At 62.8% G+C, this 14021-nt stretch carries 9 protein-coding genes; 3 read left to right on the top strand and 6 right to left on the bottom strand.

Going from position 1 to position 14021, the window contains the following annotated elements; genetic code table 11:
* The first annotated feature begins 490 nt into the window (after window positions 1-490).
* Window positions 491-2683: a bifunctional 23S rRNA (guanine(2069)-N(7))-methyltransferase RlmK/23S rRNA (guanine(2445)-N(2))-methyltransferase RlmL gene (gene rlmKL, locus ACNFCI_RS08165; RefSeq protein ID WP_416767791.1), complete on the top strand. Its 2193-nt coding sequence runs from the start codon at window positions 491-493 to the stop codon at window positions 2681-2683.
* 94 nt (window positions 2684-2777) lie between these two features.
* Window positions 2778-5168, top strand: a complete 2391-nt coding sequence (locus tag ACNFCI_RS08160; protein WP_368829227.1) for a diguanylate cyclase — start codon at window positions 2778-2780, stop codon at window positions 5166-5168.
* 197 nt (window positions 5169-5365) lie between these two features.
* Here ACNFCI_RS08160 and dacB read toward each other — a convergent pair whose 3' ends face one another.
* Window positions 5366-6829 carry a D-alanyl-D-alanine carboxypeptidase/D-alanyl-D-alanine-endopeptidase gene (gene dacB / locus ACNFCI_RS08155; RefSeq protein ID WP_084855116.1) on the bottom strand — a complete coding sequence of 488 codons (1464 nt, stop codon included), beginning with the start codon at window positions 6827-6829 and terminating at the stop codon, window positions 5366-5368.
* Between the two features lie 186 nt (window positions 6830-7015).
* Between dacB and ACNFCI_RS08150 the strand changes: the two genes are divergently transcribed.
* Window positions 7016-7363, top strand: coding sequence for a YggL family protein (locus tag ACNFCI_RS08150; RefSeq protein ID WP_084855117.1), 348 nt, complete (start codon window positions 7016-7018; stop codon window positions 7361-7363).
* Window positions 7364-7396: 33 nt separating this feature from the next.
* Here ACNFCI_RS08150 and ACNFCI_RS08145 read toward each other — a convergent pair whose 3' ends face one another.
* The 5 genes from ACNFCI_RS08145 to ACNFCI_RS08125 all read right to left on the bottom strand — a co-directional run bounded on the left by ACNFCI_RS08145 (window position 7397) and on the right by ACNFCI_RS08125 (window position 14013).
* Window positions 7397-11008: a transporter substrate-binding domain-containing protein gene (locus ACNFCI_RS08145; RefSeq protein ID WP_416767789.1), complete on the bottom strand. Its 3612-nt coding sequence runs from the start codon at window positions 11006-11008 to the stop codon at window positions 7397-7399.
* Between the two features lie 8 nt (window positions 11009-11016).
* Complete coding sequence (locus ACNFCI_RS08140; RefSeq protein ID WP_084855125.1) at window positions 11017-11637, bottom strand: response regulator transcription factor; 621 nt, start codon at window positions 11635-11637, stop codon at window positions 11017-11019.
* Window positions 11638-11907: 270 nt separating this feature from the next.
* Window positions 11908-13239, bottom strand: coding sequence for a deoxyguanosinetriphosphate triphosphohydrolase (locus ACNFCI_RS08135; RefSeq protein ID WP_084855126.1), 1332 nt, complete (start codon window positions 13237-13239; stop codon window positions 11908-11910).
* A 73-nt stretch (window positions 13240-13312) separates the two neighbouring features.
* The gene (locus ACNFCI_RS08130) at window positions 13313-13642 is read right to left on the bottom strand and encodes a hypothetical protein (protein ID WP_084855127.1); all 330 of its coding nucleotides are present in this window, start codon (window positions 13640-13642) and stop codon (window positions 13313-13315) included.
* Window positions 13639-14013: a phage holin family protein gene (locus ACNFCI_RS08125; protein WP_084855128.1), complete on the bottom strand. Its 375-nt coding sequence runs from the start codon at window positions 14011-14013 to the stop codon at window positions 13639-13641. Before ACNFCI_RS08125 ends, ACNFCI_RS08130 begins: the two co-directional genes overlap by 4 nt.
* Window positions 14014-14021: the final 8 nt, after the last annotated feature.

Raw genomic sequence — 14021 nt, 5'->3', positions numbered from 1 at the left:
TCGTTCTGCCGGTTTGCGCTCGCTGCCGGCGTGGCGAGCGGAAGGTGTTGCCTCGTTGCGAGACAACCTGAGGTCAGTTCTAACCAAAGCGAGTCACAGTGTGAATGATCGATTTGTCATAAGGACGTAACCTTTCCAAGGGTCAAAGGATAAGTAAATAAATGCGACTCAACTTGATTTATCGTTGAGCCCGCTATGATCAGGGTTTAGCGCTGCTGTGCAGTCACCTGGCCAGTGGTGCCGGATGATGACCGTAACAATTTGAAATGCGACGAAGGGTCACATTGGCGGCCCCGTCGCTGGAAATTTTCATACTGCCTGATGATCTAACCCACTTTCGCCATGACGCGATGGGCTCGTCGATCAGGTGGCCCGGCCTTCCCTCAATGGGCAAGGCCACCCGAGCGCCTGCTGGAAGGGCGCCCGGGCAAACTCAGGCGGGGCGATGCGTCGGCCCGTCACTCAACCAGCCCAAGGCTTTGGATTGCTCATGTCGGACCGTTTCGAACTCTATCTCACCTGCCCCAAAGGCCTGGAAGGCCTGCTCGCCGAGGAAGCCCGCAGCCTGGGCCTTGAAGAGGTGCGCGAGCACACCTCGGCGATCCGCGGCTCGGCCGACATGGAAACCGCCTACCGCCTGTGCCTGTGGTCGCGCCTGGCCAACCGCGTGCTGCTGGTGCTCAAGCGCTTTTCCATGAAGAACGCCGACGAGCTCTACGGCGGCGTCCATGGTGTCGACTGGCAGGACCACCTGATGGCCGACGGCACCCTGGCGGTGGAGTTCAGCGGCCACGGCTCAGGTATCGACAACACCCACTTCGGTGCCCTGAAGGTCAAGGACGCCATTGTCGACAAGCTGCGCAACCGTGAAGGCCAGCGCCCCTCGGTGGACAAGATCGACCCGGACGTGCGCGTGCACCTGCGCCTGGAGCGCGGTGAGGCGATCCTGTCCCTGGACCTTTCCGGCCACAGCCTGCACCAGCGCGGCTACCGCCTGCAGCAAGGCGCTGCGCCGCTGAAGGAGAACCTGGCTGCGGCGGTGCTGATCCGTGCCGGGTGGCCGCGTATCGCCGCCGAAGGCGGCGCCCTGGCTGACCCCATGTGCGGCGTGGGCACCTTCCTGGTCGAAGCGGCGATGATCGCTGCCGATATTGCACCTAACCTCAAGCGCGAACGCTGGGGCTTCACGGCCTGGCTCGGCCATGTGCCGGCGCTGTGGCGCAAGGTACATGACGAGGCCCAGGCCCGTGCCCAGGCAGGGTTGGCCAAGCCGCCGCTGTGGATTCGCGGCTACGAAGCCGACCCTCGGCTGATCCAGCCGGGGCGCAACAACGTCGAGCGCGCGGGCCTGGGCGACTGGGTGAAGATCTACCAGGGCGAGGTGGGCAGCTTCGAGCCGCGCCCGGACCAGAATCAGAAAGGCCTGGTGATCAGCAACCCACCCTATGGCGAGCGCCTGGGCGACGAGGCGAGCCTGCTCTACCTCTACCAGAACCTTGGCGAGCGCCTGCGCCAGGCGTGCCTGGGTTGGGAGGCGGCGGTGTTCACCGGTGCGCCGGAGCTGGGCAAGCGCATGGGCATTCGCAGCCACAAGCAGTACGCGTTCTGGAACGGCGCGCTGCCCTGCAAGTTGTTGCTGTTCAAGGTGCAGCCCGACCAGTTCGTGACCGGCGAGCGCCGCCAGGCCGAGCCTGAAGCGGGCGAGCCGCGCCGCCCTGCGGCGGTTGCCAGCGAGCCGGCACGCCTGTCCGAGGGCGCGCAGATGTTCGCCAACCGCCTGCAGAAGAACCTCAAGCAACTGGGCAAGTGGGCCCGTCGCGAGCAGGTCGGTTGCTACCGGCTGTACGATGCCGACATGCCCGAATATGCCCTGGCCGTGGACCTCTACCAGGACTGGGTGCACGTGCAGGAATATGCCGCACCGCGTTCGGTCGACCCGGACAAGGCCCAGGCGCGCCTGCTCGACGCCCTGGCGGCCATCCCCCAGGCGCTGGGCATCGACCCGCAGCGCGTAGTGCTCAAGCGCCGCGAGCGCCAGAGTGGAACCCGCCAGTACGAGCGCCAGGGTGCCGAAGGACGTTTCCATGAAGTGAACGAAGGTGGCGTCAAGCTGCTGGTCAACCTCACCGACTACCTGGACACCGGCCTGTTCCTGGACCATCGCCCGATGCGTATGCGCATTCAGCGCGAAGCGGCCGGCAAGCGCTTCCTCAACCTGTTCTGCTACACCGCCACGGCCACCGTGCATGCGGCCAAGGGCGGGGCGCGCAGCACCACCAGCGTCGACCTGTCCAAGACCTACCTGGACTGGGCGCGACGCAACCTGGCGCTCAATGGCTTCTCCGACCGTCACCGCCTCGAGCAGGGCGACGTCATGGCATGGCTGGAGGGCAACCGCGACAGCTATGACCTGATCTTCATCGACCCGCCGACCTTCTCCAACTCCAAGCGCATGGAAGGCGTGTTCGACGTACAGCGCGACCATGTGCAACTGCTGGACCTGGCTATGGCCCGGCTGGCGCCAGGGGGGGTGCTGTATTTCTCGAACAACTTCCGCAAGTTCCAGCTCGACGCCGGGCTGGAGGAGCGTTATGCGGTCGAGGAGATCAGCGCGCGGACCCTGGACCCGGATTTCGCCCGTAACAACCGGATCCACAAAGCCTGGCGCATTCAGGCCCGCTGAGCCGACCAGCTACGTTGCGCGCCTAGTGGCCAATAGCTATAACTGAGCGAAGGGCTGGACAATTCGCAGGACGCTGACGTGGTGAGAGCCTTCTATGAAGTGTGGCGTGCGTGCGAAGGTGCTTGGCGTATTTCGCGAAGCCGTGCCTGCGTGGGCGGTGGCGCTGGCGGCCTTGGTCGCCGGCGGGCTGCTCACGGCCGCCTTGGTGATCGCCGCCCAGACATTCTATAAGCAGCAGTTGCGCCAGCGTTTCGACTTGCTGGCCAACGAGCGCTACAGCCGTATCGCCGAACGTTTCGAAGACCAGGAGCAGCGCCTGGACGGGCTGCGGCGCTTCTTCAGCTATTCCACCCAGATCACTCCGTTGGAGTTCGATGGCTATGCCCGGCCATTGTTGTACCGCACCCAGGCCTATTCCTGGGCGCCGCGGGTCGATGCCGGCCAGCGAGGCGACTTCGAGCGCCGGGCCAGGGTGTGGCTGGGCCAGGACTACCAGATTCGCGACCAAGGCGCGCAGGGCGGTTGGCAGCCAGCCGCCGAGCGCGACTACTACTACCCGGTGCTCTATACCCAGGCCGCCTCGCTGCAGGGACAGCCCTATGGCCTCGACCTGCGTGGCCAGCCCCTGCGCGAGGCTACGTTGATCCGCGCCCAGTCGCCGGGCGGCATGGCGGTTTCGGCGCCGCTGGACATGATCAATGTCGAGCCGGCCTATGCGCGTGGCGTGCTGATGGTCGCGCCGGTATTCGCCGACGGCGTGGTCGCCGGTCTGCCGACGGGCTATGTGATGGCGCTGCTGAGCATGCGACGTCTGATTGCCGAAGGCCTGCCGCCGTCGGAGGAGGACAACCTGGTGGTGCGCATCACCGATAATTCCGGGGACAAGGGCCCGGAGGTGCTGTTCGACTCACAGAACCCTATCGCCCCGGTGTCCCTGGCCAGCAGCCACCTGCTGCACTTGGCAGACCATCATTACCAGCTCGACATCCGCCCCAGTCTGGCCTTCCTCCAGGCCAACCGCTCCTCCGCTTCGGTGGCCATCGGTTTGCTGGGCGGCTTGTTGAGCCTGCTGCTCAGCACCTTGCTCTACAGCCTGTTCAGCCAGCGCCAGCGCGCTCTGGGCCTGGTGGAGCAACGCACCGCTGAGCTGCGCGTCAGCGAGCAATCCCTGCGCGACACCCATAACCAGCTGCGCAGCGTGCTGGATGCCGCCACCCAGGTGGCGATCATCGCCACCAGCCTCAGGGGCGTGGTCAGCACCTTCAATGCCGGTGCCGAACGCATGCTGGGCTATTCGGCCAGCGAGGCGGTCGGCCGGTTGCGCCTGGAGGACCTGGTTCCGCCCGAGGAGCTGACCCAGCGCGCTCATGCCTTGAGCGTGCGCTACGGACGTGATTTCGGCGGCGGCCAGGCGATGTTCGCCGAGACGGTACAGGAGAGTGGCAGCGAGCCGGGGGAATGGACCCTGGTGCGCAAGGATGGCAGCCACCTGCTGGCGAACATGCTGGTGACGACCGTGCTTGACGAGCAGGGCCTGTGGGTGGGGTACCTGGCGATCTGTATCGATGTCACCGAGCGGCGACGGGTCCACGAGGCCCTGGCGGCACGTGACCGGCTCCTGGAAAAGCTCAGTGCCGAAGTGCCGGGCGGTATCTACCAGTATCGGCAGGACGCCGACGGGCATTCGTGCTTTTCCTACGCAAGCCAAGGGCTGCGCGACATCTACGAGATCGACCTGCAGGTGCTGCGTGAAGACGCCTCGGTGGTGTACGAGCGCATCCACCCGGACGACCTGGAACGCGTGCGCAGGTCGGTGCGGTATTCCGCCGAGCACCTGACGCCCTGGCGTGAGGAATACCGGGTCGTGCTGCCCAAGGCGGGCCTGCGTTGGGTCCGCGGGGAGGCGACGCCGGAAGTCGACGATGCCGGCTGCACGGTCTGGCATGGGTATTTGACGGATATTTCCGACCTCAAGCGGGTGGAGGAGGAGCTACGCGCCCTGTCGGTCACCGATTCGCTGACAGGCATCCACAACCGTCGCTACTTCCAGGAGCGGCTCAAGCATGAGCTCGAGCGGGCCCAGCGCGATGGCCTGGACCTGGCAGTGATCATGCTGGACATCGATCACTTCAAGCGCATCAACGACCAGTATGGGCATGCGGTCGGGGACCATGTGCTGCGCAGCCTGTGCCAGCGGATTGGCAATCGGCTGCGTCGCACGGATGTGTTCTGTCGCCTGGGCGGCGAGGAATTCATGGTGTTGTGCCCAGGCAGCAATGCCGAGCAGGCGCGGTTGCTGGCGCTGGAGTTGTGGCAGGGGGTGCGGACTGTGGCGGTCGAGGGGGTCGGACGGGTGACGGCGAGTTTCGGGGTGGCGGGATGGCGGGCGGGTGAGGGCGCGGATGCGTTGTTGCTGCGAGCAGATGCCGGGGTTTATGCGGCCAAGCAGGCGGGCCGGGATCGGGTGGAGTCGGAATTGCTCTGAGGGATGATATGGGAGAGGTAGCGGGCTGCTTTGCAGCCCATCGCCGGCAAGCCGGCTGCCACACAAAGATCCGGGGCGCTACTGGTCTTTGTGGGAGCCGGCTTGCCGGCGACAGGGCCGGGATTGCCAGCCAGGTAGCATGCCCCTATCGCCATCGATCATTCAGACCCAGGCGCTGAAGGCCAGGCTCCGGGCCATCAGGGCACGACGCCCACGGTCCCGGCACCCACCTTGGGCTGGCGATAAAGGTCCAGCAACACTTGGTCCAGAACCTGGGACGCGCCCCAAGGCTTGGGGTCGTTCAAGATCGCCGCCACGGCCCAGGTATGCCCATTGCTGTCCCGGCTGAAGCCGGCGATTGCCCGGACCGTATTGAGCGTCCCGGTCTTGATATGGCCCTCGCCACTGAGCGCGGTGCGCTTGAGCCGTTTGCGCATGGTCCCGTCCATGCCCACCAGGGGCATGGAGCTTATGAATTCTGCTGCATAAGGGCTCTTCCAGGCCGCCTGCAACAGCGCCGCCATTTCACGGGTGCTGACCCGTTCGGCACGGGATAGCCCGGAGCCGTTCTCCATGACCAGGTGCGGGGCGGTGATGCCTTTCTTCGCCAGCCACTGGCGCACCACACGCTGGGCGGCACGTGCGTCATCCCCGTCGGCATCGGTGCGGAACTGTGCCCCCAGGCTTAGGAACAGCTGCTGGGCCATGGTGTTGTTGCTGTACTTGTTGATATCGCGGATCACTTCCACCAGGTCCGGCGAGAACGCTCGGGCCAGTAGGCGTGCGCTCTTGGGCACGTTCTCGATCCGGTCGCGGCCCTGGATGCTGCCGCCCAGCTCGTTCCAGATCGCACGTACGGCGCCAGCGGCGTAGGTCGGATGGTCGAGCAGCGACAGGTAGGTCTGGGAGTTGCAGCCATCACCAAGCTGGCCACTGACCACCACGCTGACACCGTCGGCCTGGGGCACCGGGTTGTAGCGCACATCACCCGTGCAACGCTTGGACGCCACGGCCTTGACCTGGTTGTCGATACGGATGTTGGCCAATGGCGGCTCGACGGCCACCGTCACTTTGCCGCCGTCGTTACGGGCCACGAAGCGCAGGGCCTTGAGGTTGACCAACAGCGAATCAGGGCGTACCAGGAACGGCTTGTTCATGTCGCCGCCGTCGTCATTGAACTGTGGCAGGTTGGGCTGGACGAAATGGCTGCGGTCCAGCACCAAGTCGCCGGTAATGGTACGCACGCCGTTGGCACGCAGGTCGCGCATCAGCAACCAGAGTTTCTCCATGTTCAGCTTCGGGTCGCCGCCACCTTTGAGATACAGGTTGCCGTTGAGTACACCGTTGCTCAGGGTGCCGTCGGTGTAGAACTCGGTTTTCCACTGGAAGGTCGGGCCGAGCAGCTCCAGCGCCGCGTAGGTGGTGACCAGTTTCATGGTCGAGGCAGGATTGACCGAGACATCAGCGTTGAACACGGTCGGCGTGCCTGGGCCGTCCAGAGGCAGCATTACCAGGGACAGCGCCGAATCCTGCAGCTTGTTGGCCTTCAGCGCCTGCTGCACCTTGGGCGAGAGGGTGGTATTGACCGTGGCGGCCTGGCTGGTCATGGCGAACGGCAGGAACAGGCCGGCGAGAATCAGGGGGCGAAGCGTTTTGATCATGTGCGATTTCAACCCTGCGGACGAGGGAAAATGACAACGGGGCTGTATAGATGATGGCCCCACGACAAAATACTGTGCGCATTATGCCCCAAGCGCACCGACCATGGGTCATGTTCGACGGAAAAGCGCCGCTCTGGCGCGGAAACTGGTAAAGTGCCGCGCGTTAATACTCAAGAGGATTGTTTCATGGCCACCAACCGTTCCCGTCGCCTGCGCAAGAAGCTCTGCGTGGACGAATTCCAGGAGCTGGGTTTCGAACTGAACCTGGAATTCAAGGAAGACCTGTCCGACGAAGCCATCGACGCCTTCCTCGATGCCTTCCTCGCCGAAGCCATGGATGCCAACGGCCTGGATTATGTTGGCGGCGATGATTTCGGCCTGGTCTGCCTGGCCAAGCGTGGCTCGGTCAGCGAAGAGCAGCGCGCTATTGTCGAAGCCTGGCTCAAGGGTCGTAGCGAACTGACCAAGATCGAACTCAGCCCGCTGCTGGACGCCTGGTATCCGGACAAGCCGATCAATACCCCGGCTTCCTGATCCACCTGTGCGGCCGCCGTTCGGCGCGCCGCTTCAGCGAGCCCTGGCCAGATCCTGCAGATGCCTGGCCAGGGCGTTCTCGACACGGCGCATGTGCCGTGCCAAGGCCTGCCTTCGCAGCTTGCGTTGCGGCAAAGCCAATGGCTGGCACTCCAGCGCCTCACAAGCCTTTACCAGCGCCCGCGCGTCGAGCATCCTCGCTACGCCAAGGATATGGTGCGCCTGGGTGGCGAGCTTCTGTGGATCAAGGTCTGGGTCGATGGCCATCAATGTAGTCAGGTCCTGTTGCAGGCTTAGTTGCAGCGCTTTGAGCAGCCGTTCATGGTTGGCGGGGTTCTCTCCGGCGATGGCGGTCAGGCCTGCGGGTTCGAAAGGTTTGGGGCGCGGGTTCGCCTGCTTACCCGGGCGGGTGGGGGCGATGGCAGCGAGGCGTTGGTTCAACATGTGCAAGCTGATGGGCTTGAGCAGACAATCGTCCATGCCGACATCCAGGCATTTCTGACGTACCTCAGGCTGGGCATTGGCGGTATAGCCAAGGATCACGCAACGTGGCCAGCCGAGCTGGTGCTCGTGCGCTCGGATCGCTTCGGCTACCTGGTAGCCGCTCATGCGTGGCATGTTGCAGTCCAGAATCACCAGGTCGAAACCGCCCGTGCGCCATTTTTCCAAGCCTTCATGGCCATCGCGAGCACTGTTCAGGCGTAGCCCCAGGAAACTCAATTGTTGCTCCATCAGCAACAGGTTGGCCGGGTGATCGTCGATCACGAGCGCTTTCAGGCGCGCCACCGGCGCCTCGACCTCAGGTATCAGCGGCGCAGCTTCCATTGGGGGCGCGACACATTGCAGCGGCATGACCAAGCGGACCTGGGTCCCCACACCCGGAAGGCTCTTGATCGTCAGGTCGCCTCCCATCATTTCGCACAAGCTCTGGCTGATCGCAAGGCCCAGGCCAGTACCCGCCCGGGCGCCTTCGCTGTGAGGGTTGGCCTGAACGAACGGGTTGAACAATCGCTGCAGGTCATCTTCATGGATGCCGATGCCGGTATCACGCACCTGCAGCTCCAGGACAGGTGTACCCGATTTGTCGTCGAGGGCGAGGTCGATGCACACCTGGCCATCTTCGGTGAACTTGATGGCATTGCTCACCAGGTTGGAGACGACCTGCTTGAAGCGTAATGGGTCGAGCAGGGCATGACAGCGGGCATCCGGTGCGATCACCACTTGCAAGGCGAGGCCCTTCTGTCGTGCCAGACCGTCGAATATCCGGGCCACCGATTCCACCAGTGCGCTTGGGTCGACTGGCTCGGGCGCGAGGTAGAGATGCCCGGATTCGATACGAACGAAATCCAGGATATCTCCGATCAGCCCCAACAGGTCCTTGGCCGAATGATAGGCGACCTCCAGTGCCGGTCGGTCCAGCTGCCCTTTGTCGGCGCGCCGCACGGCCAGCTCCAGCATGCCGATGACTGCATTCATGGGCGTTCGGATTTCATGGCTGATGGTCGCCAGAAAGGTGCTTTTGGCACGGTTCGCGTCATCGGCTTGCTGCTTGGCCAGGCGCAGTTCCTGAACCAGCTCGCGGCGCTCGCTGATATCGATCCAGCCGCCAATGATGCCCTGGACTTCGCCCAGAGAATCACGATAAGGCAGGATCCAGTGATAGAGCGTCAGGTGGCGACCCCCTATGTGCAAGGCACGATCGAGTATCAGGGGCGTGCCGGCAGCCATCACCTGCCGATAGTCGGTTTCTATCTGCTGGGTATATTCACGTTCGTTGCCCAGGCTCTCATCCAGGCGCTTGCCAATCAGGTCCTCGGCCTGTGCTTCGATAGCTTCCAGGTAGCTGTCGTTACAGCTTTGCAAGCGCCCTTCGCGGTCACGTACATACATGGGATGGGGTGTGCCGTTGAGCAGGGCGCGCATGAACTCCAGTTGGTCGTTGAGCGCTCGCTCCACGCGTTGGCGGTGTTTGATCTGTCGACGCAGGTGCGCATTCCAGAGCAAGGCCAGCAGCAACAGCAAGCCTATGGCCAGCAAGAACTGCAGGGCTTCGCGCCGAAATTCGCGCCAGGGCGCATCGTCATGCAACCGATAGCCCCGCCAGCGGTTGTCGATCACACCCAGCTCTTCCGGCGAGATGCTCTGCAGGGCCTTGTCGAGTATCGAGGCGAGCGCCTGGGGTTGGCTGTTGGTGGCCATCGCAAAGGTTGCCGGCTCGCTGCCGATCGTGCTGCGGATCACCAGGTCCGGGTTGTCGGCCAGTGCGTGGTTGGCATCGATCAATGTGGTAATGGCCGCATCCACCTCGCCGCTGCCGAGCAGGGCCATGGAAAAGAATGGGCTGTCCGTCTCGATCCTGCCGATCTGCGGATGGTGTGCCGAGAGCAGTTCGGCGATGTTGCTGTCACGCATGATCGCGACCTGGCGGTTCTGCAGTTGCTCGAGCGATGACGCCTGATCACCGCCTGCACGCGTGACCAATACATAGGCGCTTTCCAGGTAGGGGCGGCTGATATGCAGGGCAAGGTCATGTTTCTCATCGCTGGAAATGGCCGCGATGACATCGGCTCGGCCATCCTTGAGCCGGGCCAGCATGTCCCGAATGCCGCTGGCCCGTTCGATTTCGAAGCGCAGGCCCGTGCGCAGGCGGACGAGTTCGAGCAAGTCGGCGGCAATGCCTCGAAAATGGCCGTTGCTGTCGAAATAGGATATGGGGGCGGCCGTTTCGTTGATGGCCACGCGCATGACCGGATGCTCCCGCAGCCACTGTTCCTCGCTTGGCGAAAGCTGCAGCTTGCGGTCGCTCAAAAGCAGGTCGCTGCCGGCCCCCCAGCGTTTGAAGATGCTGGCCTTCATGGCGTTGGTCTGGGTGTCGAGGGCTGCGTCGACCAATGCCTTGAGTTGGGTATCCTGGCGACGCAGGGCGAAGCTGAAGCCTACGGCCTCATGCTTGCCGAAACTGGCCATGCGTAGGGGCGGCATGTGGCCGCGGTTGAGCTGGTAATGGGTGGAAATGGTATCGCCGATGAATACGTCGGCCTGGCCGAAGGCGACGGCATTGAGCGCCAGGGTCGAGGATTGGAAGGCGAGCAGTTCGGCCTTTGGGTAGGTTTGCAATACGGTCTTTGGCGACAAGTAATGGTAGAGCATGCTCAGGCGTAGGCCTTCGAGCTGGTCATCCAGTACACGACCTTCCTGTTCGCGGGTCACCAGGACCGGTTGGTCGACGGCGTAGGGCCGCGAAAGGGCAAGCCCGGCATTGGCCTCGTAACCGTTGGCGCTGCCGAGCAGGTCGATCTCGCCTCGGGTGAGTGCGTCGATCGCGGCTTGGCGACTGTCGAAACCCAGCACCTGTACCTGCAGCCCCAAGGCGCTGCCGATCAATCCTGCATATTCGGCAGTGAGCCCCTGGTAGTCTCGCCCCCCGGTGGTGATATCGAACGGCGGATAGTCCGGAAAGGATGTCCCGACGACCAATACCTGCTTGTTTTCAAGCCATTGGCGTTGTGCTTCGCTCAGCACGGGCGGCATCGGCTTGAGGTTCGAGCGCGTAAGCAGGTTCAATGCCTTGGGTGTTGCCGGTTCAGCGAGGACCGAGCTGCACATCAGCGCCAAGGCAAGATAAATGGCCAGGTACCGCCCCATGTCGCACCTCAAACCAAGGCGTTGCGTTTGGCGACATCGATCAGGTCGACCAATGTTTGAACCTGAAGTTTTTGCATGAGCCGTTTTTTATAGGTGCTGACGGTCTTGTTGCTGAGAAACATGCCCTTGGCGATATCCTTGTTGCTTCTGCCTTGCGCGAATAATTGCAACACCATCAGTTCTCTGTCATTGACCTGTCGGAAAAGTCGTATTTCGGAGTTGGCGTCGGAGAGGCTGCCATTAACGGCTTGGCTCGGAAAGTAGTTATAACCCGACAGTACTGCCTTGATTGCACTTAGCAATTCACTCAGGTCTTCTTGCTTTCCGACATACCCTGCGGCGCCGGATTGCATGCAACGGACAGCGAATAGCGCAGGTGACTGGGCGGTCAGAACCAGAACCTTCAAGGGGAGTGCCATGCTCTGGAAGCGGGAAAGCACTTCCAGGCCGTCCAGCTTCGGAATGGCAATGTCGAGGATTACCAGGTCGGGGCGTGTTTCGCGGATCATTTGCATGGCGTCCACGCCATTGTCCGACTCGCCGACAATCTTGTAATCCTGATTTTCCAGCAGCATGCGAACAGCCAGACGGATAACGGGGTGATCATCGACGATATATACAGAGTGCATATTCAACTTCCATGCGTAGGTGTCGGAAAACAACATCTACCTTAGCGCAGTTGGTAGATGAGGAATATGCGGTGAAGGGCTGTAATTATGATATGGGAAAAGGCTTACAGTAAAAAACTATCCGCGCTACGCCGCCCGTGTATCGGGGCGGCGGCAAGGGGTGAATTTGGTTACTTTTTATTTGGAAATATAAAGAGATGTTTAATTGAAGGGTTGGTTATTAAGATGTTTCCTTCATCAAAGCCCATCGGATCTGGGCAGCTCCTGCCCTTATGTCGGGCTGGAGCGTCCAGTCATTTCACTGGCCATTTCGCTGGCATAACTATCGGTCATGCCGGCGATGAAATCGATCATGCGCAGGAATGCATTGTGTAGCGAGCCATGGGGGTCAGGTGCATGGTTGCCGATCAGGTCCAGGACACGTCGGCTCTTGAACGAAGGCGTGCGCCCGCCATGCTGTTCCAGCGCAGCGCCGCAAAACGCGTTCAGAAGGATCTCAAGGGTGGTGTAGGCGCCTATTTCATGCAACGTCTTGCGCTTGTCCTGGAAGATTTTCTTACGCGCCATGTCCTTGGCTTGCAGGACGCAGCGCTTGGCCGGGCCATGCATGTGCTCGACCAGGTCACCGGCCAGGTGGCCGGCGAGCAAGGCGTGCTGCTGCTCGACGAAGGCCTGGGCGGCGGCGTTGGTCAGGTGTTCGATGGCCTTGCCGCGCAGAATCGCCAGTTTGCGTCGCTTCGAATCCGCCGGCCCCAGCTGACGATAGGTCTCGGGAAGGTCGTCGCCCACCAGGTCGAGCAACAAGGCCTCCACTTCTGCGTATTGCAGCAACTCCATCTCCAGGCCATCTTCAAGGTCGATCAACGCGTAGCAGATATCGTCGGCCGCTTCCATCAGGTACACCAATGGATGCCTTGCCCAGCGTTGCTGCTCGAGCTGTGGCAGGCCAAGCTTGCGAGCAATTTGCTCGAGCAGCGCCAGTTCGCTCTGGTAGCAGCCGAACTTGTGCTTCTTGTAGCCCAGGGCGTCGGCGTGACGGGCACTCCAAGGGTATTTCAAATAGGTGCCCAGGGTGGCGTAGGTCAATCGGGTACCGCCGTCGAACTGGTGGTATTCCAGTTGGGTGAGGACCCGAAAACCCTGGGCGTTGCCTTCGAAATTGAGGAAGTCGGCCCGCTGGTCGTCGCTCATGTCGTCCAGCCAGCCGCGCCCGGCGGCCTGTTGAAACCAATGGCGGATGGCGTCTTCGCCGGAATGCCCGAACGGTGGATTGCCGATGTCATGGGCCAGGCAAGCAGACTGGATGATCATGCCCAGGTCGCTGGGCTCGCACCAGGCGGGCAGGTTGTCGCGTAGCGTCTCGCCCACGCGCATGCCCAGCGAACGGCCGACACAACTGACTTCCAGGGAGTGGGTCAGACGGGTATGGATATGGTCGTTGCTGGAGACCGGGTGCACCTGGGTCTTGCGCCCCAGGCGGCGGAAGGCGCCGGAGAAGATGATGCGATCATGGTCCTTGTGGAAGGGGCTGCGCCCCAGCTCCTCGGGGCTGTACAGGGCTTTGCCCAGGCGTTCGCGGGTCAGCAGGGTATGCCAGTCCAAGGCTCTATCTCCCATCAGTGGACGCCATAGCTTCCCGTGTCGAGCGCGCCCGCGCAAGCGGCGGGCACGAGGTTCAGGGACGTTGGCCGCTGCGCAGGAACAGGCGTACCAGGGGGACCAGGGTGGTGCCCAGGCGCAACAGGCGGCTGAGGTTGCCGCTGCGCACACCTTTGCCTGTGACAAAACCCAAGGCGACCACTGCGCCCAGGCCCCACAAGGGCGCGTGCTTGATGCCCAGGCCGTCGTGCAGCGAATCGCCTACGCCACGCAGGCGGCGGACGGGTTCGAGCAGTTGCGCCGATTCGTGGCGGATTTCCTGGCGGTGCATTTCCAGGCGCAGGCGCAGCAGCGCCTTGCGCAGTTCCCTGGGGTTCCGGGTATTGGGCAGTTCGGGCAGGCTCATGGCAACAGGCGCTCCCTGTCCTTGGCAAGTTCCTCGAGCGTGGCGCTGAAAGGCGACGACTCATCGAACACGGCCGCCTTCAGACGCAACCCGCAATACAGCGCGGCAATGCCGTAGAACACGCACAGCCCGACGATCCCGGCCAGGCGATAGCTGTCCCACAACAGCACCAGGAGCAGGCCGGACAATGCGGTCAGCAACAGGAGCCCGAATACCAGGGCGAGGCCTGCGAACAGCAGGAGGCTGAGGGTGCGGGCTTTCTGTTCCTGCAGTTCGATGCCGAACAGTTCGATATGGCTGTGCAACAGGCCGAGCAGGGCCGCGCCGAGGCGCTTGCCGGAAGCGCTGGCGCCGGGGGCGTCGGTGTCCATGGGCGCTC

The sequence above is a fragment of the Pseudomonas sp. NY15356 genome, assembly GCF_048068175.1.
In the GTDB taxonomy this organism is placed as follows: Bacteria; Pseudomonadota; Gammaproteobacteria; order Pseudomonadales; family Pseudomonadaceae; genus Aquipseudomonas; species Aquipseudomonas putida_K.
Note: the sequence above shows the minus strand (reverse complement) of the source record. Positions and strands in the feature narration are given on the sequence as shown.